This window comes from Sorangium sp. So ce295 (assembly GCF_051527405.1).
Taxonomy (GTDB): Bacteria; Myxococcota_A; Polyangia; order Polyangiales; family Polyangiaceae; genus Sorangium; species Sorangium cellulosum_B.
Genome location: NZ_CP150324.1, coordinates 10,581,807 through 10,602,710, shown reverse-complemented (window position 1 = coordinate 10,602,710; position 20,904 = coordinate 10,581,807). Strand labels below are relative to the sequence as shown.

Annotated in this window: 18 protein-coding genes; 12 read left to right on the top strand and 6 right to left on the bottom strand. The window is 72.4% G+C overall.

Going from position 1 to position 20,904, the window contains the following annotated elements:
* Positions 1-85: 85 nt before the first annotated feature.
* Positions 86-1,906, bottom strand: a complete 1,821-nt coding sequence (locus tag WMF11_RS40195) for a PE-PGRS family protein (protein WP_437974572.1) — start codon at positions 1,904-1,906, stop codon at positions 86-88.
* Positions 1,907-2,153: 247 nt separating this feature from the next.
* On the opposite strand from WMF11_RS40195, the gene WMF11_RS40190 reads away from it, so the two are divergent.
* Together WMF11_RS40190 and WMF11_RS40185 are read left to right on the top strand one after the other, a co-directional pair.
* Positions 2,154-3,284, top strand: a complete 1,131-nt coding sequence (locus WMF11_RS40190) for a vWA domain-containing protein (protein ID WP_437974571.1) — start codon at positions 2,154-2,156, stop codon at positions 3,282-3,284.
* 301 nt (positions 3,285-3,585) lie between these two features.
* Positions 3,586-5,859: a hypothetical protein gene (locus tag WMF11_RS40185; protein ID WP_437974570.1), complete on the top strand. Its 2,274-nt coding sequence runs from the start codon at positions 3,586-3,588 to the stop codon at positions 5,857-5,859.
* A 135-nt stretch (positions 5,860-5,994) separates the two neighbouring features.
* On the opposite strand, the gene WMF11_RS40180 is transcribed toward WMF11_RS40185, so the two are convergent.
* On the bottom strand, positions 5,995-6,831 hold the full coding sequence (locus WMF11_RS40180; protein WP_437974569.1) for a ferredoxin--NADP reductase: 837 nt from the start codon (positions 6,829-6,831) through the stop codon (positions 5,995-5,997).
* On the opposite strand from WMF11_RS40180, the gene WMF11_RS40175 reads away from it, so the two are divergent.
* The 3 genes from WMF11_RS40175 to WMF11_RS40165 all read left to right on the top strand — a co-directional run bounded on the left by WMF11_RS40175 (position 6,830) and on the right by WMF11_RS40165 (position 12,124).
* Positions 6,830-7,069, top strand: coding sequence for a hypothetical protein (locus tag WMF11_RS40175; RefSeq protein WP_437545052.1), 240 nt, complete (start codon positions 6,830-6,832; stop codon positions 7,067-7,069). The two genes, WMF11_RS40180 and WMF11_RS40175, sit on opposite strands and share 2 nt — an antisense overlap.
* 182 nt (positions 7,070-7,251) lie before the next feature.
* Positions 7,252-11,289, top strand: coding sequence for a hypothetical protein (locus WMF11_RS40170; RefSeq protein WP_437974568.1), 4,038 nt, complete (start codon positions 7,252-7,254; stop codon positions 11,287-11,289).
* A gap of 94 nt (positions 11,290-11,383) precedes the next feature.
* Positions 11,384-12,124, top strand: a complete 741-nt coding sequence (locus WMF11_RS40165) for a Crp/Fnr family transcriptional regulator (RefSeq protein WP_437545050.1) — start codon at positions 11,384-11,386, stop codon at positions 12,122-12,124.
* Between the two features lie 119 nt (positions 12,125-12,243).
* Here the strand turns inward: WMF11_RS40165 and WMF11_RS40160 are convergent, their stop codons facing one another.
* Together WMF11_RS40160 and WMF11_RS40155 are read right to left on the bottom strand one after the other, a co-directional pair.
* The gene (locus WMF11_RS40160) at positions 12,244-12,891 is read right to left on the bottom strand and encodes a sigma-70 family RNA polymerase sigma factor (protein ID WP_437974567.1); all 648 of its coding nucleotides are present in this window, start codon (positions 12,889-12,891) and stop codon (positions 12,244-12,246) included.
* Positions 12,888-13,514: a cupin domain-containing protein gene (locus WMF11_RS40155; RefSeq protein ID WP_437974566.1), complete on the bottom strand. Its 627-nt coding sequence runs from the start codon at positions 13,512-13,514 to the stop codon at positions 12,888-12,890. The genes WMF11_RS40160 and WMF11_RS40155 overlap by 4 nt, the downstream gene beginning before the upstream one ends.
* 216 nt (positions 13,515-13,730) lie before the next feature.
* Between WMF11_RS40155 and WMF11_RS40150 the strand changes: the two genes are divergently transcribed.
* The 5 genes from WMF11_RS40150 (at position 13,731) to WMF11_RS40130 (ending at position 17,035) form a co-directional block, all read left to right on the top strand.
* Positions 13,731-14,042 carry a hypothetical protein gene (locus WMF11_RS40150; protein WP_012239792.1) on the top strand — a complete coding sequence of 104 codons (312 nt, stop codon included), beginning with the start codon at positions 13,731-13,733 and terminating at the stop codon, positions 14,040-14,042.
* Positions 14,043-14,210: 168 nt separating this feature from the next.
* Complete coding sequence (locus tag WMF11_RS40145) at positions 14,211-14,591, top strand: dihydroneopterin aldolase (protein ID WP_012239791.1); 381 nt, start codon at positions 14,211-14,213, stop codon at positions 14,589-14,591.
* Positions 14,592-14,634: 43 nt separating this feature from the next.
* Complete coding sequence (locus WMF11_RS40140) at positions 14,635-15,354, top strand: molybdopterin-dependent oxidoreductase (protein ID WP_437904434.1); 720 nt, start codon at positions 14,635-14,637, stop codon at positions 15,352-15,354.
* A gap of 34 nt (positions 15,355-15,388) precedes the next feature.
* The gene (locus WMF11_RS40135) at positions 15,389-15,778 is read left to right on the top strand and encodes a YidH family protein (RefSeq protein ID WP_437904433.1); all 390 of its coding nucleotides are present in this window, start codon (positions 15,389-15,391) and stop codon (positions 15,776-15,778) included.
* A 186-nt stretch (positions 15,779-15,964) separates the two neighbouring features.
* Positions 15,965-17,035 carry a hypothetical protein gene (locus WMF11_RS40130; RefSeq protein WP_437974565.1) on the top strand — a complete coding sequence of 357 codons (1,071 nt, stop codon included), beginning with the start codon at positions 15,965-15,967 and terminating at the stop codon, positions 17,033-17,035.
* A 637-nt stretch (positions 17,036-17,672) separates the two neighbouring features.
* On the opposite strand, the gene WMF11_RS40125 is transcribed toward WMF11_RS40130, so the two are convergent.
* Positions 17,673-18,386, bottom strand: coding sequence for a hypothetical protein (locus tag WMF11_RS40125; protein WP_437974564.1), 714 nt, complete (start codon positions 18,384-18,386; stop codon positions 17,673-17,675).
* Positions 18,387-18,654: 268 nt separating this feature from the next.
* On the opposite strand from WMF11_RS40125, the gene WMF11_RS40120 reads away from it, so the two are divergent.
* Both WMF11_RS40120 and WMF11_RS40115 read left to right on the top strand, forming a co-directional pair.
* Entirely contained in the window at positions 18,655-18,870 is a 216-nt protein-coding gene (locus WMF11_RS40120; protein ID WP_437974563.1) for a hypothetical protein, read from the top strand.
* Between the two features lie 343 nt (positions 18,871-19,213).
* Positions 19,214-19,756, top strand: a complete 543-nt coding sequence (locus WMF11_RS40115; RefSeq protein WP_437974562.1) for a hypothetical protein — start codon at positions 19,214-19,216, stop codon at positions 19,754-19,756.
* A gap of 33 nt (positions 19,757-19,789) precedes the next feature.
* On the opposite strand, the gene WMF11_RS40110 is transcribed toward WMF11_RS40115, so the two are convergent.
* Complete coding sequence (locus WMF11_RS40110) at positions 19,790-20,878, bottom strand: AAA family ATPase (RefSeq protein WP_437904430.1); 1,089 nt, start codon at positions 20,876-20,878, stop codon at positions 19,790-19,792.
* Positions 20,879-20,904 lie beyond the last annotated feature (26 nt).

Sequence of the window (20,904 nt, the reverse complement as noted above, 5' to 3'; positions counted from 1 at the left end):
CAACGTGCTTGCCGCCAGGGGCGCAAGCGCCATCGACTTCGGAGCACACGTGTGGGAAATGGCTTCTCGAGCTCAGCAGCGCTGATCAGTTGATCTGCAGGTTCGCGGCCGCCTCACCGTCTTGTCCCGCGCCCGCGGCGCCGCCGCTCGGGGTCGTGCCGCCAGCGCCGCCGTACCCGGGGGCGCCGGTCGAGCAGCTGTTGTCTCCGAACGTGAAGCCGACGCTCGCGGCTCGCGCCAGGCAGGCGCTCGGGCCACCGCCCCCGCCCGCGCCCGGGCCGCCGTCGCCGCCATTGCCACCCCTGCCGCCGACGCCGCCGTTGCCGGCGTCATCAGGACCGGGGCCGCCAGGGCCGCCGTTCCCTCCGAACTGCGGCGCTCCTCCGTTGCCGCCGCGGCCGCCGTTGCCGCCCTTTTCGGTCGTGATCTCGTTGCGGGAGACGACCACCCGTCCGGCCGCCGCGAAGATACCAAAGCTCCCGCCTCCACCGCGGCCAGCCTGGCCGCTGCGGCCTCCGAGCCCGCCGCATCCGCCGCTGCCGCCGCCACCGCCGCGATCATCAGGGAATACCGAGCACGAGCCGCCGCCGCCGCCGCCCGCGCCGCCGCCGCCGCCGCCGTTCGTTCCCTGCTGCCCGTTGGTGCCGTTCGCAGGCTGGTAGACGCCCGAGGCGATGCGCCCGAGATTCGCGCCCCCTGTTCCCGGCGTCCCTTGCGATCCTGCCATGCCCGGTGCGCCATTTTGTTCTGGCGAGGTGCGCGTCGAGCAGCTTCTCGACGCGATGCCCCCCGCGCCGCCCGCCGCGCCCTGGCTGCCCAGATGGCCCGCCGCTCCGGTGTTCGGGCCATGTCCGCCATATCCACCTTTGCCGCCAGGCTCGTCGCAGGTGGGCGCCGGGCCGGCATTGCCGCGGCCGCTGCAGTTGTGGCAGCCCTGCTCTCCCGAATTCCCCGCCGTCGCCGTCCCCACCATGTGCGCCGCCCCGTTCGTCCCCGCGGCGCCGGCCTGGCCCTCCTCCACGTTGATCTGGTTGAACCGCACGAAGAGATCCGCCGTCCCCCCGCCGAGGCGCACTCCATAGGTGCTCGCGCCGGCCGACGACGGGCTCAGCGCTTCTATCGAGAGGCCCTCGATGTGCGTCGGCTGCGTGATCGACGGCGCGTGGAACACCGTGCCTGTCGCGCGCACGGTGGTGGTCACCGAGGGCGTCCTCCGGAACTTGAAGTCAGCGTTGGCGTGATCGAACCCACCGTAGATGCTGATGCCGGACACGACCGTGATTGCCTCCTGGTACAGCTCGCCCGACAGGCAGATGGCCGGCACCGCGCCCTCCTGCGCCACCTGGATGGCCTTGGCGATCGTCTCCACCGGCGCGTCGCGCGTCCCGCTGCTGGCGTCGTCGCCCGTGCTCGCCGAGACGTAGATGCATTGCTCGACGAGCCCGTCGCCGCCGTCGCAGTTGTCGTCGATGAACTCGGCGTCGATCGGATCCTCGCCCGCCTCTCCCGCAGCGGTCGGCGTACACGCGTATTCACAGCCGCACTCGTCCCCCGTGAGGGGATTGCCGTCCACGTCGTGTGTGCCCGGCAAGCACCCCAGCGCGCATCGATCCGTGCCCCCGCCGCCGCCGCCGCCCGCCTCTTCGCTGCCCCCCTCTCCACCCGACCCGCCCTCACCCCCACCCGAGCTGCCCTCACTCCCGCCCGAGCCGCTCGTGGCGGCGGCGCTGCTCGATGACGCTGTCGTGGTGCTGCTGCTCACGGAGGACTCGCCGCCCGCGCCCGAGCCGCCTCCCGTGCCCGCGACCGGACCGATGGGGCCGTCGATCGAGCTGCTCTCCGCGCAGCCGATCGCCGAGAGCAATGCGAGCAGAGATGCCGTCTCGAGGAAGAATTGTGCGCGCATGCTTAATTCTGCACCTTCGCGCGCTTCTCGAAAAGACTTTGTCTTGCTCGTTCCCAACCATCATGGGGCTGTGTGCCACATTGCGGCTGGCATCAACAGCGCCTCCGCCCACGCCGTTATGTGCTGCGCCGGCGCGTGCCAGCTCACGATTCCGCGATTCGCCCCTCGCGCCTGTCACCGTCTCCGGTACTCTGTGTCTGCGTACCTTCCCGCTTCCGCGCCGTCCTCGCCGTCCTCTGTTCATCCCATGCGCCTCGAATCGCTCCACCCCACCTCGCTCGCTTCCATGGTTGGGCTCGCCGTGGCCATGGGGCTCCATGGCGCGTGTGCACCGGACTCAGGAGCTGGCCTTGTCTCGTCCTCTTCCTCTTCGGACGGAGCTGGCTCGGGCGGGACCTTTGATCCGGATGGCGGGCTGTCGACCGACGCGCCTGTCGAAGCCCTGGATCCGGACGCCGCGTGTGGCCTTGTCACCGAGGAGGCGATCGCGGTCCCGCTCAATCTCTACATCATGATGGACAAGTCGTCCTCGATGGCGGGCGACAAGTGGACAAGCGCGAAGGCCGGCCTGACGGCGTTCGTCAACAGCGCGAGGTTCGCCGGCGTGCGCGTGGCGCTGCGCTTCTTTCCGCGGGTGGCGGACGACGTGCCGGCCTGCGACCACGAGGCGTACGGGGAGCCGCTGGTCCCGTTCGGTCCGCTCCCCGACAACGCGGGCGCCATCGTCGCGGCCATCGAGGCCGAGTCGCCGAACGGAGCGAGCACGCCCGTCTATCCGGCGCTGGGCGGCGCGCTGCTCCAGGGCATCGACGTGGCGAAGAACCACCCCGGCGAGGCCTCGGCGGTGCTGCTCGTCACCGATGGGCAGCCCCAGGGGCCGGCGGCCCAGTGCGCCGGGGTGAACCCGGAAGACCCGGACGCCATCGCGGATCTCGCGGCGGCGGGCGCGCGCTACGGCACCCCCGTGCGCACCTTCGTGATCGGGCTCCCGGGCGTGAACCAGAGCTTCGCCAACCAGGTGGCGGCCGCGGGAGGCACCGACGCCGCCGTCCTCGTCGGGGCGACCAACATCGCCGTCGAGTTCCAGGACGCGCTCGCGAAGGTCACGGGGCAGGCGCTCCCGTGCGAGTTCGAGGTCCCTTCCCAGGTGGCCGGCGGACAGGTCGCGTTCGACGACGTCAACGTCCTCTTCGGGCTCGACGGCGCATCGCAGGAGATCTTGCCGCAGCGCCCCGGCTGCGACGGCCCGGGCTGGCGCTACGACGACCCGGCCTCTCCCGCGGCCCTCGTGCTGTGCCCCGCTACCTGCGAGGCCGCCAGGGGCGCTTCCATCGCGAAGATCCAGATCCTCCTCGGCTGCGAGACCGTGATCCTCTGACCGAGCGCAGCAGAAGGACCGCGCGATCTCGAAGGAGGGAGGGCGAGCTGCCGGTGTCGTGGAGATGACGGCGGGAGCGACGGAGAGGCCCAGGAACCCGCGGCGCAGACGCGAAGCGTCATGGGTGAGGCGGCTCACCACGCTGACGGCGTGGAGGCGCGGATCGTGGGGCCGGCACGAAGGCGTCGGACCGGCGCGCGCGGGCGGCGCCCGGCGGCGCCCAGCGCGGTGAGCGCCGCCTTGCAACTCTGCACTGCGCTTTGTGGACTCCGGGCCCCCAGAGCCGTAAGAGGACGGAACCATGACGAAGGAGTCCTCCCTCGCCGCCGCAGTCTCGCCGCGGCACGCCGCCCCCGCCGCGCTCCATCCCGCCCTGGTGCTGAGCGCCTACCTCGAGCCGCTCGTGCGCGGCCGGCGGGTCGCGGTGGTGGGTGACGCCACCATCGGCCTCGCCGACCGGCTGCTCCAGCGCGGAGCCCGCCTCGTCCATGCCTACGACCCGGACGCCGCGCGCGTCGCCGAGAAGCTCGCGCGGACGGCGCCCACCCGGCAGCCGCACCCGAACGTCGCCGTGTTCGAAGGCGACCTCGGCGTGCGCGACGGCGCCTTCGACACCCTCGTCATCCCCGATCTCTCGCTCTTCGGCGATCCCGCCGAGGTCGTCCGGCGCGCCCGACGCCTCACCGCCGCGAGCGGCGTCGCCGTCATCGCGTCGCCGAACCCGGAGGCCGCGCGGGGCCTGCTCCCCGCGGGCGCGCGCCGCGGCGCGGCGCCCGGCTACTACGCGCTCTACGACCTCGTGGCGCTCCAGTTCAAGCAGGTGCGGATGGTCGGCCAGGCGCCGTTCGTCGGCTACACGGTCGCGGAGTTCGCGCCGAAGGGCGAGCCCGAGGTCAGCGTGGACACGTCGATCCTCGACGCGTCCGAGGAGCCCGAGTGGTTCATCGCCGTGGCCGGCGAGCGCCTGCCCAGGCTCGACGCGTTCGCCGTGATCGAGCTGCCGTTCGCCGACTTCCCGGGCGCGAGCGCCGGCGCGTCGCCCGAGGCGCTCACCGAGGCCGAGGGCCGCGCTCAGCGGCTCGGGGGCGAGCTCGCGGAGCTGCGCACCCGGCACCAGCGCGACCGCGAGGACGCCGGGGTCCGCGCCGAGAGCGCGGTCGCCACGGCCGCGCGCCTCGCCGAGGCGGAGGCGGAGCTCGATGCCAGGGCGGCGCGCCTCCGCGACGTCGAGGCCAGGGCGGGCGACGCCCACGTCCGGGCCGAGCGCCTGTCGCACCAGATCCGCGACATGGAGGAGGAGCTCCGCAGCCAGCGCGATCGCGCGACCCGGCTCACCAAGCAGCTCGACGACGAGAAGCGGGTGCGGACCAAGGTCGAGCTCGAGCTCGGCATGATCCGCAACAAGCCGGAGATCGCCGGCGCCCGCGACCGCCTCGACGCCGTGACTGCCGACCTCGAGGCCGCGCGCGCCCGGATCGCCGAGCTCGAGGCGCGGCCCGCCGTGGCGGCGCCCGACCCGGCGCTCGCGGCGCGCGTGGAGGAGCTCGAGGCCGCCGCCGCGGGGGCGCGGCGGGAGCTCTCGAAGCTCACGTCGGAGCGAGACACGGCGCGCAGGCGCGCGCAGGAGAGCGAGCGCGCGCTGGAGGAGGCGCGGCGCGCGGGGGGGAGGGTCGAGGAGCTGGAGGCCGCCCGCGCCGAGCTCGCGCGCGACCGCGACCGGCAGAAGGAGCGGGCCGACCGGAACGAGCGCGAGAGCCGCGCGCTGGAGGACCAGCGGAGCGCCCTCGACGCGCGCAGGCTGCTGCTCGAGGCGCGGATCGTGGAGCTCGAGCAGACCGTCGTCGCGCTGGAGCAGCGGGCGTCGGAGCTCGAGAAGCGCGACGCAGGCGAGGCGGCGGCCGCGGAGATCGCGGGCCTCGAGGAGGCGCTGCGCGACCGGGGCCACGTCATCGCGTCGCTCATGGCGCAGCTGCGCGAGAGCGAGCGGGTGGGCAAGGAGCTCGTCGACGAGCTCGGGACGGTCTTCGCGTCGGCGCCGGCCGACGACGGCGGGCCGGGCCAGGCGGCGGACGGCGGGCAGGGCGGAGCGCTCGGGGGGCCGGGCGGGCCGGGCGGCGCGGTGGAGGCGCTGCGGCAGCAGCTCGACGCGCTGGCGCGGAGCGCCGCCGCGAGCGAGGCCGATCTGCGCGCCGCGGGATGGAAGATCGCGCAGCTCGAGCGCGAGCTGACCGAGGCGCGCGACACGGCCGGCTCTCCGCCGGCGCTCCACGAGGAGCTCGAGCAGGCGCTCGTCGCCGCGCAGGCGGAGATCGCCGCGCTGCGCCGGGCGGCGGAGCGGGACGACGTGGCGGTGGCGCGCGAGGACGTGGCGGTGGCGCGCGAGGACGTGGCGGTGGCGCGCGAGGACGTGGCGGTGGCGCGCGAGGACGAGGACGTGGCGGTAGTGCGCGAGGACGTGGCTGGCGCGCGCGGGGATGTGGCCGTCGTGCGCGACGATGTCGGCGTGCCGCCCGAGGTGATCGAGCAGACCGTGCTCCTCCAGCAGGTCGCCAGCGCTGTCGAAGCGATTGTGTGAGCCGCGGTCTGGACCGAGGCGGGCGGTGGCCCCGGTCCAGATCCGACTGCGCGGCGTGCGCGCCGCATCGACCCGCGCGTCAGCCGTGACGCCGACGCGGGGTCCCGGGCGCAGCCCGACGCGCGGCGCGCGACGTCACGCCGGGCCGGACACGTTCGTGCTCTCGGCCGGCGACGCGCTGGCGAGCGGGGAGCGCTTCTCGCCCGCGAAGGCCTTCTCCACGAGGTAGTCGCCCGGCTCGCCGCTGTTGCCCTCCTCGAAGCCGCGCGACTCCAGGAGCGCGGCGGTGTCGGCGAGCATCTCCGAGCTGCCGCAGAGCATCAGCCGGTCGTGCGCGGGGTCGAGCGCGGGCAGCGCCAGATCGGCGAAGATGCGGCCGGACTCGATGAGCGCCGTGATCCGGCCCTCGGTCTTGAACGCCTCGCGGGTGACGGACGGGTAGTAGCGGAGCTTGGGCCGCACGATCTCGCCGAGCAGCTCGTCCGCCGCGAGCTCGTGCTCGAGGTAGCGCGCATAGGCGAGGTCCTGCGCGCGGCGGCACGTGTGCGTGATGACCACGCGCTCGAAGCGCTCGTACGTCTCGGGGTCCTTGACGACGCTGAGGAACGGCGCGAGGCCGGTCCCGGTCGCGAGGAGCCACAGGGTCCGGCCCGGCCGCAGGTTGCCGATCGTGAGCGTGCCCGTCGCGCGCTTGCCGACGAGGATCGTCTCGCCGACGGCGATGTGCTGCAGGCGCGACGTCAGCGGGCCGTTCGGCACCTTGATCGAGAAGAACTCGAGCGTCTCCTCGTGGTTTGCGCTCGCGAGGGAGTACGCGCGGACGAGCGGCTTGCCCGCGACCAGGAGCCCCATCATGCAGAACTGCCCGTTCGCGAAGCGGAAGCTCGGCGAGCGGGTGGTCTTGAGCGTAAAGAGCTTGTCCGTCCAGTGGTGGACCTCAAGCACCGTCTCTTCTGTGTAACCGGGTACCATGTCGTTCATCCTTGTCGGTGCGAAAGCATCGCGGCGAGGTGGTTCGAAAGAGCGCGCTCCCCGATCAAGACAGCGGGGCGGCGCCGCGGTGCGCGAGCGCGCCGAGCTCTACCGCAAGGTCGTCTTCCATGAGTTCGCCGCTTCACATAGCAATGATGCAAATGATAATCAAGATCAGCATCGACCCATGGGGCCGTCCACGTTGTCGCGCACGATCTCGTGGCGCGTCGTCCTCTAGGGGCGACGGCGCTCCTTGACGATGCCCCTGGAGCCGCGGGCCACACGCCGTGGAGACCGCATGCTGCGGGTCGGGCGGCGACGGCGGGCCGGGCGGGGCGCTCACGGGCCGGGCGGGTCAGGAGCGCTGCGCCGCGCGGCGTCTCTGTGCGCACGCGGTCGCTCGCGCTAAGGACCGGGCCGATGCGCGCTCCTCGCCCCCTCTCCACGCTCGCCCGGCTCGCCGGCGCCGCCGCCCTGGCCCTCGCGCTCGGCGCCTGCGGCGCGGTCACCGCGTCCGGCGCGAAAGACCCCATCGCCTCGCTCCGCGACGCCGGCGCGCATTCGGCCGACGGCGAGGTCGTCGGCCGCTGGCTCCTCGGAGAGCTCCTGGTCCCGGGCGGCACGCCCGCCGGCGCCAGGGAGGCGCGCAAGCGCCTCGAGGGGATCGGCGCGAAATCGATGCTCGCGTCGCTCGGGCGCGCGATCGACGACGAGGGGCACGGCCGCAACGCGCGCGCGGCGGCGGCCTACCTCGATGCGCTGGACGCGGCCCGGGTGAGCGCGCACCCCGACGCCCCGCTCGTGGGCTGGTTCGCCGCGAACCGCCTGCTCGGCCTGCGCTCCAGCGTCGCGGGCCTCTGGAAGAAGTCCCGCGAGGTCGTCCTGCGCGCCATCGACCACCCGGGCAAGCTGGGCTGGCGCGCGCGCGGAGAGCTCGTCGAGTGGTGGAGCCTCGACGGGCTGCCCGACGAGGCCGCCGCGGCGCGCCCGGACGGCGCCGCCGGGACCGCCGGCGACGCCGGCGACGTCAGCCGCGCGGCGCCCGCCGTGCCGCTCATCGACCACGCGGCGCGCCGCTACGGGTGCATCGAGAACGCCCGCTTCGCCGGCCCGTTCGGCCACCTGGCCGCGAGCGACCACCGCGTCCACTACGAGGCGGAGCGCGCCGGCCCCTGGCCGCCCGTGTTCCCGCGCGATCCCCACCGCAGAGGCCCGCCGCGCGTGCTCGGCGCCGAGCGCCGCGGCTGCCAGCTCTCGGCCGTCGCGCCGGAGGGGCCCGGCGAGGGCGGGGCCAGGGGAGGCATCTTCTACGTCGAGACCTTCATCGACCTGCCCGCCGAGCGCGAGATGCTCATCGCCGTCCAGGGGGCCTACGCCATCCTCGTCGACGACGTCGAGGTGCTGACGCGCGACACGAAGCAGTGGGGGATCTGGCCCCGCTTCGGCGCCCGCCTGCGCCTCGGCCCCGGCCGGCACCGCATCCTCGCCCGCGTCGGGGGGCGCGACACCTCCATCCGCCTGCTCGCGCCCGACGGCACGCCCCTCGGCGTGGCCACGTCCGCCGATCCGACGCCGCCCTATTCGCTCGTCGCGCCCGAGGTCCTGCCAGATCCCAACCCCATCGAGCCGTTCCTCACGGCGCTCGGCGTGCCGCCGCAGCCCGCGCCGAAGGTGGCGCGCGCGCTCGGCCTGCGCGGCGCGCCCCCCGCCGACCGCGACGTGGGCGATCCGATCGCCCGGTACCTCGCGGCGACCATCGCGCACCTCGAGGGCCAGGACGACGTGAGCGCCGTGCTGATCGAGCCGCTCGTGGCCGATCCTGCGCGCGCCACCGGCCCCGCGCTCGCGGCCCAGGCGGTCTTCCTCGAGAAGGACCCGATCTTCCCGGCGTCCGACGGGCAAGATCTCGTGAAGGACGTGCGCGCGCGCGCCGCGGAGAAGGACCCGGAGCTCTGGTACCCCCGCCTCTGGCTCGCGCTCGAGGAGGCCGACAAGGTCGGCCTGTCCGAGATGACCCGCACGATCGAGGCCCTCGCCGACCGCTTCCGGGAGGTGCCCGACCTCCTGAAGACGCTCGCCGGGATGTACTCGCGCCTCGGCTGGCGCGTCGAGCACGTCCGCACCGTGAAGGAGGCCGCCGCGCGCTTCCCGGACGACATCGAGGTGCTGGGCGCCCTCCTCCGGATCCACGACGGCGACGGGCACATCGCGCAGGCCGACGCCCTCGCCGCGCGCATCCGGGAGCTCGATCCCGACGCGGAGATCGAGCTGGAGAGGGCGATCGATCGCCGCGACTACGCGGCGGCGATCAAGGAGCTCCAGCGCCTCGGCTCCGCCCGCAAGGACCGCAAGGACATCGCCGCGCGCATCGCCGATCTCCTGACCCGCGCGGGCAAGCGCGCCGAGTCGTTCGAGCAGCTCGAGCGCGCGCTCGCGAAGTCGCCGGACGACGCCGACGCGCGCCTGGCGCTGGCGGACGCGCGCTTCGCGCGGGGAGAGCGCGACGCGCTCCAGAAGGCGCTCATCGAGGCGATCCGCACCGGCGCCGACACCTCGGGCCTGCGCGACGCGATCGAGCTGCTCGACGGCACGACGGAGCTCAGCCCGTACCGGCTCGACTCGAAGAAGGTGATCGCCGAGCACGAGGCCTCGGGCGAGGTCATGCCGGGCACGGCTGCGCGCGTGCTCGACTATGCGGCCATGTGGGTGCACGAGGACGGCTCGGCGCGGATGCTCCAGCACGAGATCATCCGGATCCAGTCGCGGGAGGCCATCCAGGAGCACGCCGAGCAGCGCATGCCCGAGGGGCTCGTGCTCAAGCTCCGCACGGTCAAGCGCGACGGGTCGATCCACGAGCCGGAGTTCATCCAGGACAAGCCGACCGTGACGATGCCCCACCTCGAGGTGGGCGACTACATCGAGGTGGAGAACCTGTTCGTGCTGCGCGGCGACGGGCAGGGGGGCCTCACGTTCCAGGGCCCGCGCTGGTTCTTCCGCGAGGAGAAGGTCCCCTACTGGCGGAGCGAGTTCATCGTCGTGTCGCCGAAGAGCCGGCCGCTCGACGTGGAGGCCTCCGGCCCCGTCCCGGCGCCCGAGATCGTCGAGTCCGGCGCGCTCGTCACCCGCCGCTACCGGGTCGACAAGAGCCCCGCGCTCCCGGAGGAGCCGGCGAGCGCGCCGATCTCGGAGTTCCTTCCGAACATCCGCATCGGCTGGGGCATCCGCCTGGACAGCACGATCGCGCGCATGGTCGACGCGGCCGCCGACGAGACGCCGCGCGATCCGCGGCTCGTGCGCATCGCGCGGGCGATCGCGCGCACGCCGCTCGCCGCGGGCGGCGGCGAGCAGGGGAAGGCCGCCGGCGCCGCGCAGGACGCGCGCGGCGAGGGCGGCGGAGCGGCGCCGTCGAAGGACGAGCAGGCGCGCCGGATCTACCGGTGGGTGCTCGCCAACGTGGAGCCGGGGCGCGAGGACGACGGCCGCCGCGTCGTCATCGGCAAGAGCGGCAACCGGACCGAGGCGTTCCTCTACCTGTGCCGCCTGGTCGGCATCGACGCCGGCTACGGCGTCGTGAGCGACCGGCTCACCGCGCCGCCGCGCGGGCCCATGAGCGAGGCCGAGACGTTCAACGCGCTCGCCGTCCGCCTCGACACCGGGGACAAGCCCGGCGCTGGCGCGGTCCGCTGGATGTTCGTGCGCGACAAGTTCGCGCCGTACGGCTACCTGCCGAGCTCCCTCCGCGGGCAGCCGGCGATCGTGCTGAAGCCGGGGACGCCGCGCGAGGTGACGCCCTCGTCCGGCGCGCACGACGGCGTGGTCACGGAGGGCGTCGCCGAGGTGGCGAGGGACGGCTCGGCCTCGCTGACGATCGAGCAGCGCTACGAGGGCAAGCTCGCGATCGCGCTGCGCTCGGCGCTGGAGTCGCTCCCCGACGCCCAGCTCAGGGACGCCGTCGAGTCGCGCCTCCTGCCGCAGATGGTGCCGGGGGCGCGGCTCCAGGCGATCGAGATCAAGGAGCTGGGCGAGATCGATCGGCCGCTCACGCTGAAGATGAAGATCGCCGCCGCGAGCTTCGCGCGCGCGCAGGGTGGGGAGCTGGTCATCACGCCGCCCTTCGGCGTGCGCGTGGCCAGCCTCGCCAGCCTGCCGGTCCGCGAGACGCCGCTCTACCTGTCGGAGCAGATCGCGACGCGCTCGGAGGTGCGGCTCCGCGTCAAGCTCCCCGCGGGCGCGCGCTTGGTCACGAAGCTCGCTCCGTCGAAGGCGGACGACGAGGGGCGCGCCGTGCGTGTGAACGATCGCATGGACGGGGGCGCGCTGGTCCTCGATCGCTTCCTCGAGCTGCCCGCGGGCCGCGTGCAGCCCGATGCCTATACGAAGTTCCAGCAGTTCGCCCGCGCGGCGGACAGCGCGCTCGACCGGGACATCGTCGTGCAGCTCGACCGCGACGGACGCTGAGCGCTGCGCTCCGTTCGCCCTGCGCCGGGCCTCGGTCGCAGGGGATTCCTGTGTGTCAACCCACGCGGGATGGATTACTCTTTTGTTCCCTACCGTGAGCGATCTGGATTCCCAGTACGCGCAGGATGCTGGCCGCCAGCCCACGGATCCCGTGAAGGCTCGGGTGGCGCGCGCCTTCCGGCTCTGCTCGCTGTTCGCGCAGGTGGATCGCGAGGTGCGGGAGGCGGTCACGGACGCCGCGGTGCTCGAGGTGGTGGCGTCCGACGCGGCGATCTTCGAGCAGGGGGCCCCCGCGGACACGCTGGTGGTGCTCGGCCGGGGGCGCGCGCGCGTCGAGCGCGTCAACGAGGCGGGGGCCGCGTTCCCGCTCAGCTACCGCGGCACGGGCGACGTGCTCGGCGAGTCGTGCCTCGGCGGGCTGGAGACGCGGACGGAGCGGGCGATCGCGATGGATGAGGCCGAGGTGGTCCGGGTGCCGCTCGCGCTCGTCCGCGAGCTCTGCGCCCAGCACCCGGGGCTCGGTGGCGCGGTGTTCGCGCTGCTCGTCGCGCGGCAGCGGGAGACCGAGGACCGGATCGAGTCGATGCTCTTCAAGAACGTGGGAGGGCGCCTCGCCGAGTTCCTCCTGCACGCGGCGGAGCGGTGGGGCGTGCCGACGCCGCGCGGGACGCTGATCTCGGCGCCGATCACGCACGCGGAGATCGCCCAGGTGATCGGGTCGACGCGCGAGACGGTGACGCTGACGCTCGGGGCGTTCCGGAAGGAGGGGGTGCTCGACGCGGCGGGGCGGCGCCTCATCGTCAAGGACCGCGAGGCGCTCGCGCGTAAACGCTAGGGGCGGTCACCCGCTGCGGATACGGGCCCATCTCGACGTTTTCGGTGCTCAGCGCACTGGAGTGCGCTTCCGCGCCGAAAACGCCGATCTGGACCCGTCTCCTGTGCGGGTGACCGCCCCTAGGGTAGGCGTGCAGCGGAGCTGGGGAAGATGTCAGCGCGCGGCGGCTCCTGGAGCGCGGCGCGCAGCTTTTCCAGCGCGCGCGAGAGGCGGGATTTGACGGTGCCCACCGGCACCGCGAGGCGCTCGCCGATCTCCACGAGGGAGAGCCCCTCGAAATAGGCGAGCTCGAGCACCGTGCGCTGGTCCTCCTGGAGCGCTGCCACGACGCGCCTCACGCGGGCGCAGTCGGAGCCGAGCGCCGGGTCGGGGCCGCCGAGGTCGGCCGGGGCGTCGTTCTCCTCGCCGTCCGCGACCAGGCGGAGCTGCCTCGCCGATCGGAGCCGATCGAGCGCGCGGCTGCGCAGCCGCATCATGAGCCAGGTGCGGGCCGACCCGCGGAGCGGCTCGTAGGTGTGGGCCTTTCGCCAGACCTCCAGGCAGCAGTCGTGGACGAGATCCTCGGCTTCGGCGGGGCTCCCGAGCACCCGCTGGGCGAGCGCGAGGAGCGCGGGCGCGTACCGGTCGTAGAGGGCGGCGAGGGCCTCCCGGTCGCCGCCGGCGATGCGGACGACGAGCTCCTCGTCGCTGCCCGGCGCGGACGGGGCCGCGACGTGAGCCGGCGGCGCCTCGTGAGCGGGCGCGGGCCCGGTGCTCGCGGCGATCAAAGCGCCACCTCGATGCCGCCCTCGCCGACGATCGCGCACAGGCACGGCGCGTCGCCGACGACGGTCGGGATGGCGTGGATCGAGCCGGCGGGGCTGTGGAGCTCCTCCCCGGCGCGGACGACGCGCCCGTCGTCCACGGCGAAGGCGCCCTCGAAGACGAGGATGCGCTCGTCGCCCAGGTGACGGTGGCGCGGGATGCTCCCGCCCGGCTCGAGGCAGACGAGGATCGCGCTCGTGGTCGCGCGGCGCGGGCCGGTCGCGAGCGGCAGGACGCGCATGCCCGGCAGCACGGCGTTCATCGCCTCCGGCTCCGACAGCGCGTGGAGGGCGCGCCGGGCGTCGTCCGGCGCGACGTCGGTGAGGGCGGCGAGGCGCGGCGCCATCGGGGTGAACCGCTCCAGGCGATCCACCGAGGCGAAGAGCCGCGCGCGCAGGCGGCCCTCCGCCGGGACCGGCGGCAGCGCCAGGGCGACGGCCGCGACGGCGGCCTCCGCGTCGGCGAGCCGGCGCGCGCAGTCGCTGCAGGCGCCGAGGTGCGCTTCGACCTCGGCGTCGCGCGCCCGTCCCGCGCGGGCGAGGAGCGCGTCCTCCAACGGATCATCGAGGTGTCCAGCGAGCATCATCGGCGCCGCTCCTTCGAGGCGAGGTTGTGCCCCTGGATGAGTACGCGGAGGAAGGGGAAGCGGTTCCAGCGGACGTGGCTGGACGCCCCGGACGCGCGCCGGTGACGGCCGAGGGGCCGGCGCGCTCCGCGCCGGCGCGCGCGCCGTTCCCAGTTGACGTGGCGCACGAAGCGTCGATACGCCTTCGCGAGTCGACCCCGCAGGAAAGGACCGCTCATGCCGAAGCTCAGCTCCGGGACAGCCATCGCCGTCGCATTTCTTTTCGGTTGCTCCGCGTCGTACGTCGCGCCGCGCTTCCTGGTGCCGCCGGTGCAGGCGGGGACCGATCCGCCCCGGTGGGAGATTCGATGCGTGGACGTGGAGACCGCGCGCGTCAGCGACAGTCAGGTGATCGAGGTGACCACGACGTCCGGATGGAACCCGGTCCTCAAGCGGTTCGGGCAGGAAGGCTGGGAGCCGGTGCAGTTCCTGCGCAGCGAGATGACCGCGAAGATCGAAGCCGTGTGCTTCAAGCGGCCTCTCCTCTGACGCACGTGGCGCGGAGGAGCCGCGCGCCTCGGGGGCGGTCGCGCCGGGAAGGCCGCCCGCGCCGCCGAGACGGCCGCCGCGCGCCGGGAGGGCCGCGGCGAGCGGGCGAGCCTGCTGCCTGGCATTCTTGCGGCGGAAGCCGGCCGGAAGGCGTGCTAGGGGGCGCCGATGGAGTCCGCGATCCAGACGTACCGGATCCGCCTTGACGGCATCCGCTTTCGCGCCAAGCACGGCGTGTCTCGCGCCGAGCGCGACCTGCCCCAGGATTTCGTCGTGTGCCTGGAGGTGGAGCTCCCGGTCTCGCTGTTGCCTCGAGCGGACACGCGCGCGCGCGTCTTCGATTACGACAGGCTCGCGAGCCTCGTCGTCGAATCGGGCACGAGCGCGTCGTACAAGCTGCTCGAGACGCTCGCCGAGCGCATCATCGAGCGCGTGCTCGACGACACGCCGGCCCTCCTCGTGACCGTTCAGGTCAAGAAGTTCGGCCCCCCGACGTCGGTGTCGGTGGATGCCGCCTCCGTGGAGCTCTCGGGCCGCAAGGTCGGATGAGCTCGCTCTTGCAGGCGTCCAGAGCTCTCGCCATGGTCACGTCATGGGGGACGACGCGGGGCGGCGGGCGAGGTCGTTGATCGAGCGCAAGCAGGCGTTCGCCGCGCGGCAGGCGGCGCGCGGCAAGGGCGCCTTCGACGGGCTCGCCCCGATGGGCAGCGGGCCGCCGAACCGGCACGGGATGCCGAGGCTGCCGGTCGGGCAGCGCGAGGTGACGAGCTGGCCGGTGCTCGATCTCGGCGATACGCCGGACATCCCGACCGACCGCTGGCAGCTCGAGATCGACGGGCTCTGCGAGGCGCCGCGGACCTACTCCTGGGAAGAGTTCATGGCGCTGCCGCAGACGCTCGACGTGTCCGACTTCCACTGCGTGACCACCTGGAGCCGCCTGGACAACCACTGGATCGGCGTCCGGTTCGCCGCCCTCGCGGAGCGCGCGCGCCCGCTCGCGGACGCGCGCTTCGTGCTGATCGAGGCGAGCGACATCGCGCCCGGCACGCAGACCCCCTACACGACGAACCTGCCGCTCGAGGAGGCCATGCTGCCCGACGTGCTGCTCGTCCACACCTGGGAGGGCAAGCCGCTGCCGCGCGAGCACGGGGGCCCGGTGCGGATGATCACGCCGCAGCTCTACTCCTGGAAGGGCGCGAAGTGGATCCGGCGGATCACGTTCACCGCGGCCGATCAGCCGGGGTTCTGGGAGGTCCGCGGCTACTCGAACACGGCGTACCCGTGGTTCGACGATCGGTACGGCCGACGCTGAAGCGGGCGCCGCGCGACGAGGAGGGCGAGCCAGCATGCCGGGCGAGGAGAGCGTGAAGCGCACGGAGGCCTACGCGAGGGAGCACCTGGCCAACGAGCGGACGCACCTCGCCTACGTGCGCACGGCGATCGCGCTGCTCGGCTTCGGCATCACGCTCAACCGGGTCAGCCTCTACTTCCTGGAGGCGGGGCCGCCGGCCGCGCCGGGAGGGCCGCGGTCGTTGCTGCGCGAGGTCGTGGGCGTCGGCGCGGGGATGGTCGTGCTCGGGATGGCGCTCATCGCGTGGGCCGCGATGCGTTACCTGCGCGTCGCTCGCGCCATCGATCGCGGGGAGTACCGCCCCGACCGGACGGCGATCCTGATCTTCACGGCGGCGCTGTTCCTGGCCGGCGCGGCGAGCATCGCCTGGCTGTTCGCCTCGTGAGCCGGACGCAGTGCGCGTGCCCTGCTGGAAGGCTGCCTCGCCAGCGGCGCATTCTGGCGAAAACTTGCGTGACGGCCGCGGGCCCGACGCGGCATAGTGCGCGCCTCGGATGACAGGCAAACGACACCCCGGCGGATTGGGGCCGCCAGGGTGCCGCGCCTCAGCCTCGTGCCGGAGGACTGGAGCATGGGTAGGCCCATCGCGCCTTGGTTTGTTGGTTCCATTCTTCTCATCGGCCCAGCGACGTTCTTTGCATGTGGTGATGGGCCCTATATAGGCGGAAAGTGCGCGACCACGGATCACTGTCAGTCGGACGTGCAGTACATTCCAGGCGCGATCTGCGTCGATGAGCACTGCGTATGCGGCGACCCGGGTAAGGTCATCTGCTGCGCGCTCGGCGAGGAGAAGCCGGGTTGCTTCGAAGAGTGCCGCACCTGCGACGAGTGCGCGGAGGGCACGGCAGAGTGCTCCGGGGTGCCCGTGCCGCCCGGCCGCTGCGAGGGCGACGACGAGTGCCCCGGCCCGCCGGACCCGCGGTGCGGCGCGGGGAGGTGCGTGGACGGCGCGTGCGCGGTGGAGATCCACGACGGGCCGCTGGCGTCGCAGATCCGGGGCGACTGCAAGGTAGAGCAGTGCACGACCGATGGCCGTGTGGTCAGCGTGTCGGCTCACGACGTCTACGATGATGGCAACCAATGCACACTCGACGTCTGCGAGGTCGATGCGCCGCAGCATCTCCTGTTGAACGATGTCACCTGCCCCGCCTCGGGCGAGGGGCGGTGCCACGAAGGCGCCTGCGTGCAGTGCTTCGCTGAAGATCCCGCGCTGGCCTGTCCCGGCGGGCTCGCGTGTGATGGCGTCTGGTGCGTTCCGGGGCACTGCGAGAACGATGAGCAAGACGTGGGCCTCGGAGAGACCGGTTTCAACTGCGGTGGCCCGTGCCGCCCTTGTCAGGCGGGCGACCGCTGTCGCGCCGCCGCGGACTGCATGAGCGGTGTGTGCACGAGCGGGAGCTGCATGATCCCGAACTGCAGCGACGGGGTGAAGAACGGCCGCGAGTCCGGCGTCGACTGCGGCACGATCGCGTGCCCGCGTTGCGAGCCGGGCGGGGGCTGCAAGACCGGCGCGGACTGCAAGAGCGGGGTGTGCTGGGCCGGCGTCTGCGAGGCCCCCACCTGCACGGACGGCGTGAAGAACGGCGACGAGGCCGGCATCGACTGCGGCGGCGAGGGGTGCGCCGGGCCGTGTCCGGCGTGAGCGCGTCGGGCACCCTTCCGGGGAGCCATCGACAGGAAGGCGGCAATCGAGCGCTGTGCGGCTGGGGCGGGCGGTGCGTCTGGGTAGGCTGCGCGCTGCGGAGGGACCCATGTCGAAGCGCTTGGTTTCGCGGCTGGCCGGCGAGCCATTTGTCGTGCTAGCCCGCTGCGGCGAGGTGCTATCCGCCGCCTGTCTCCGCGACGAGCGCCTTCCGAGGACCTGCTGCGCCTGAAGTTTTCGGCGGCGGCACTGCGCAAGTGCCGAAGCCTGGCCGCCACCGCGCCGTCACGCCCGTTCCAAGGACATCTGGTGCGCGCGCCGGCCCTCGTCCCGCTGCCGCCCGACTTGACGCCCCGCGTCCCACACCTCGCGACCGTGTGTCATGGCGCGCACGGTTCCGGCTCCGAACGTCCCAGGGATCCCTGGCATGAACCTCGATTTCCCGCAGTAGAGTCAATCGGCGTCCCGTTCGCCCTCGTAGTTATCCCAGCCCTCGGGCGGTTCCGTTGCATTCGATGCTATGAGGGCCGCGCGGGCTGTCGCTTCAATGTCCTCCGGAACGACTTTCGATGGTTCCCACGTCGCGATCAATTCGCGCAACCTGAGAACGTAAGGCTCGCCCGCGATATAGGGCCGGTTATCCTCGTTTTCCGGTCGTCGCTTTGCGTCGGCGATGATCGCTAGATAGCCGTCGAGGGCCCGCAATGACTCCGCTCGTGATGGTATTCGCGGCGCCTTCGCCATTACCCGCGGTGCCGCTAGCGCTATGGTGACCTCCGCGAACCCGACCATGCCACAGAGGGCGTCCTGCGCTTCTTGGGGCACATCGACTTGCGTTGCGTTGTTCGGCTTGCTCTTGTCCGTCATTGAGTTTCCACCCGCGCATCCCGTTGCCATGATGACGACGCTGATAGCGATCGAGTGGTATGGCCGATGGATCGAGGGTATCGACCCATTCCTGTGCCATCTGCCACGCGACCGGAGCGTATTGCTCGATTAGCTGGTCGATCGTTGCTTGGTCAGCAGTCGCAGGATCCACGCCGCTGCTTTCGATGAATCCGGCGACGGCATAGCCCGCGTATTCCGAAACAAGCAATGTGCGGCTTGCTTCGTTGGGGTCGGCATTCTCCAGGTCGTCGATCGCGGCTTGTTCCTCGGGCGTGAATTCTGATCCGTCGGTCTGCTCGCCATTGTCGCCTGCATTGTCATCCGACGAATCCCCGCCCGCAAGGCTCCCACCATCATCCCCGTCCCCGGGACCGATTCGGATCACGCATGCCGGAATCAGTGCCGAAAACATCGCGGCGAGAATGCCTACGGCCCCGATTATCTGGAATGAGCGTCGACCCATGGCGAAACCTCCATGCAAGGGAAACGAGGCCACCACGGCACAAGGCCGAACGGAACGAAGCGACCGGCGATCCCGCGACGTGGAAGGGCTGTGCCGTCTCGCACGGTAGCGCCGACCGCCCCGAGGGCTGGACCCTGCGCCCGAGGGCTGAGACCGGCTTCAACTGCGGTGGCTGGTGCCGGCCCTGCCAGGCGGGGGAGCGCTCGAAAACCTTACTCCCGCCGGCGCCCGCCGGCCCGCCGCGAAGCGGCGCGGCGAGGCCGCGGCGATGCGCGATCGGCTCTGGACGCTCCTGGTCCGGCGCCACGCGGACCTGCGGAAGATTGGCTATTACTTCCACGGCGACGCGTTCGAGGACGTCACTCCGAAGCTCCAGTCGCGGATCGTCAAGGGCGCGGTGGAGGAGGAGGTCGACGAGGAGGAAGGCGACGAGGAGGCCGGCGACGACGACGTCGACGAGGAGCCCGCGGAGGTGTGGCCGTGAACGGCTCGCGACCTGAGATCATGGTTCCTCTCGCCTCATAGCCCATCGCCGCGGGGGGCCGCTCTCCGCCGCCCGCCGCGAGAACGCTCCGCCGCCTGCCTCCGCGGCGAGCGCCTCCCAAGAGCCAGCTGCCCTGCTCGACGCCGCGGAGGCGGCGCCGCTGCTTGGCGCCTGAGAGCACTCGCGCCTCGCAGGCCGGCGCGCGACGGGCGCAACCTCTGGACGGTACGACCCGCGTCCATCGGGACGTCCCCGCCCGAATCCCGGTTGACGTCCAATTTCACCATCAGTAGGACGGCTCGCGTCGTCGCGTCGCTCGTCCGCTGGGGAAAGGGGAGGTACCATGGGCACGAGAAGCTGGCAGAAGATCCCATGGGCGGTCGTGGTCGTCCTCCCGCTCCTCGCCGCACCGGCGCGCGCAGGAGCTCCCGAGATCAGCGCCGGTGCGAGCATCGGGTGGATTGAGATCGGCGACGATTATCGCCCCTCGGTGGGTCCACAAGCGGCGATATCGTGGCGCTTCGAGCGAGACTTCGTGTTCACGGTCCACGACCTGTGCACCATCCACCTGGGGCCCCAGCACGGCGGGCTCGGTGTCTACAATCAGACGTCACTCGACGTCGGCGTTGCGTGGGACGAAGGCAATTTCAGTCTGGGGCCATCGGTCGGGCTCTTCGACATGCCGTCGTGCGGCGCCGCCTGGTGCGGGCGCGTCGCCGGGGTGGCGATAGGCGGGCATGCGCAGGTCAACTCGTACTTCGCAGGGCCGCTGGGCTGGTCGACGAGCGCCCATGTGCAGTGGCTCGGCGGGGAGAGTCCTGTGCTTCCGGGCCAGGTGGCCTTCGTCGTCGTCGCCGGTCCCGTGCTTCGATGGATCATCGAATGAACACGAGCAGACCTCTGTCGTTGATGGCGGACGTCATTCGTCCTCCGCCGCGCCGCTCGCCAGCACCGTCTCTCCACCCTCCTTGCCAAGCTCGATGAGCCGGCAGGGCGTCGCCTTCCGGATCCGCTCCGCCAGCGGGCGGGAGTGCGTCGTGATCCACAGCTGGCTCCGGGATGCCGCGTGCACAAGGAGATCCCCGAGGGGCCCGAGCAGATCCGGATGCAGGCTCGTCTCCGGCTCGTTCAGCGCCATCAGCAGCGGAGGCCTCGGGCTCAGCAGCGCCGCCAGGAGGCAGAGATAGCGCGCCGTGCCGTCCGAGAACTCGCGGGCGTCGAGCGGCCGCGACATCCCTGGCAACCGGAGCTCGACGCGGAACCGCCCCTGCGTCGAGGAGACCTCGAGGGACGCGCCAGGGAACGCGCTGGAGACGGCGTCCTTCAAGGCGACCCTGTCGCCGATATCGAGGATCGTCGCCAGCGCCGCGGCCAGATCGTGGCCATCGGTGCTGAGCACAGGCGTCCGCACCCCGACCTGCTCGACCCGCAACGGCGCGCCGGAGTCGGTGCGGAAGTGGTGATAGAACCGGAAGTTCATCAGCTGTTGCCGCACCACCGAGAGCAACGGAAAGCGGTGCGGCTCCACCACCTGCGCCAGCACCGACTCCGAGCCCCAGAGCGAGAAGGGAAAGGTCACGCGGTGGCCGTCTGCGTCGCGCGCGAAGGCCGAGCCCGCGGCCCGCTCCAGCATCGGCAGGCGGCGGCGCTTGTCGAGCAGCCAGAGGTTCTCTTCCTTGATGTCCGGGTCCAGCTCGAACGGCCCTCCCGGCGGCGGCGTCAGCCCGCACTGGAGCTCGTAGACGAGCTGATCCAGCCGCACCCGCAGCGTCATCCGCACCGGGCCTTTGCTGCGCTGGCCGGCCCAGAGCACCGAGGGCATCCCCCCCTCCTCGGCCAGCGTGCGCGCAAAGGTCCCGCTCGCCGCGGAGCCGAGCAGCACCATGGTGCGATAGAGGTTGGTCTTGCCGACGCCGTTCGGTCCGACGATGACGTTGACCTGCGCGAGGGGGAGGGTCAGCTCGCGGATCGAGCGGTATCCCGCGACGTGGAGCTCCTGGACCGTCATCGCGCCCAGGATAGCCCATCGCGGTG

What these genes read in the sequence shown, in the direction of transcription:
- WMF11_RS40110 (WP_437904430.1), bottom strand. Translation starts at nt 20,878, where the DNA reads ATGACGGTCCAGGAGCTCCACGTCGCGGGATACCGCTCGATCCGCGAG.
- WMF11_RS40170 (WP_437974568.1), top strand. Translation starts at nt 7,252, where the DNA reads ATGCGCGCTCCTCGCCCCCTCTCCACGCTCGCCCGGCTCGCCGGCGCC.
- WMF11_RS40120 (WP_437974563.1), top strand. Translation starts at nt 18,655, where the DNA reads ATGCGCGATCGGCTCTGGACGCTCCTGGTCCGGCGCCACGCGGACCTG.
- WMF11_RS40185 (WP_437974570.1), top strand. Translation starts at nt 3,586, where the DNA reads ATGACGAAGGAGTCCTCCCTCGCCGCCGCAGTCTCGCCGCGGCACGCC.
- WMF11_RS40155 (WP_437974566.1), bottom strand. Translation starts at nt 13,514, where the DNA reads ATGATGCTCGCTGGACACCTCGATGATCCGTTGGAGGACGCGCTCCTC.
- WMF11_RS40135 (WP_437904433.1), top strand. Translation starts at nt 15,389, where the DNA reads ATGCCGGGCGAGGAGAGCGTGAAGCGCACGGAGGCCTACGCGAGGGAG.
- WMF11_RS40130 (WP_437974565.1), top strand. Translation starts at nt 15,965, where the DNA reads ATGGGTAGGCCCATCGCGCCTTGGTTTGTTGGTTCCATTCTTCTCATC.
- WMF11_RS40190 (WP_437974571.1), top strand. Translation starts at nt 2,154, where the DNA reads ATGCGCCTCGAATCGCTCCACCCCACCTCGCTCGCTTCCATGGTTGGG.
- WMF11_RS40140 (WP_437904434.1), top strand. Translation starts at nt 14,635, where the DNA reads ATGGGGGACGACGCGGGGCGGCGGGCGAGGTCGTTGATCGAGCGCAAG.
- WMF11_RS40150 (WP_012239792.1), top strand. Translation starts at nt 13,731, where the DNA reads ATGCCGAAGCTCAGCTCCGGGACAGCCATCGCCGTCGCATTTCTTTTC.
- WMF11_RS40125 (WP_437974564.1), bottom strand. Translation starts at nt 18,386, where the DNA reads ATGGGTCGACGCTCATTCCAGATAATCGGGGCCGTAGGCATTCTCGCC.
- WMF11_RS40195 (WP_437974572.1), bottom strand. Translation starts at nt 1,906, where the DNA reads ATGCGCGCACAATTCTTCCTCGAGACGGCATCTCTGCTCGCATTGCTC.
- WMF11_RS40115 (WP_437974562.1), top strand. Translation starts at nt 19,214, where the DNA reads ATGGGCACGAGAAGCTGGCAGAAGATCCCATGGGCGGTCGTGGTCGTC.
- WMF11_RS40145 (WP_012239791.1), top strand. Translation starts at nt 14,211, where the DNA reads ATGGAGTCCGCGATCCAGACGTACCGGATCCGCCTTGACGGCATCCGC.
- WMF11_RS40180 (WP_437974569.1), bottom strand. Translation starts at nt 6,831, where the DNA reads ATGGTACCCGGTTACACAGAAGAGACGGTGCTTGAGGTCCACCACTGG.
- WMF11_RS40175 (WP_437545052.1), top strand. Translation starts at nt 6,830, where the DNA reads ATGTCGTTCATCCTTGTCGGTGCGAAAGCATCGCGGCGAGGTGGTTCG.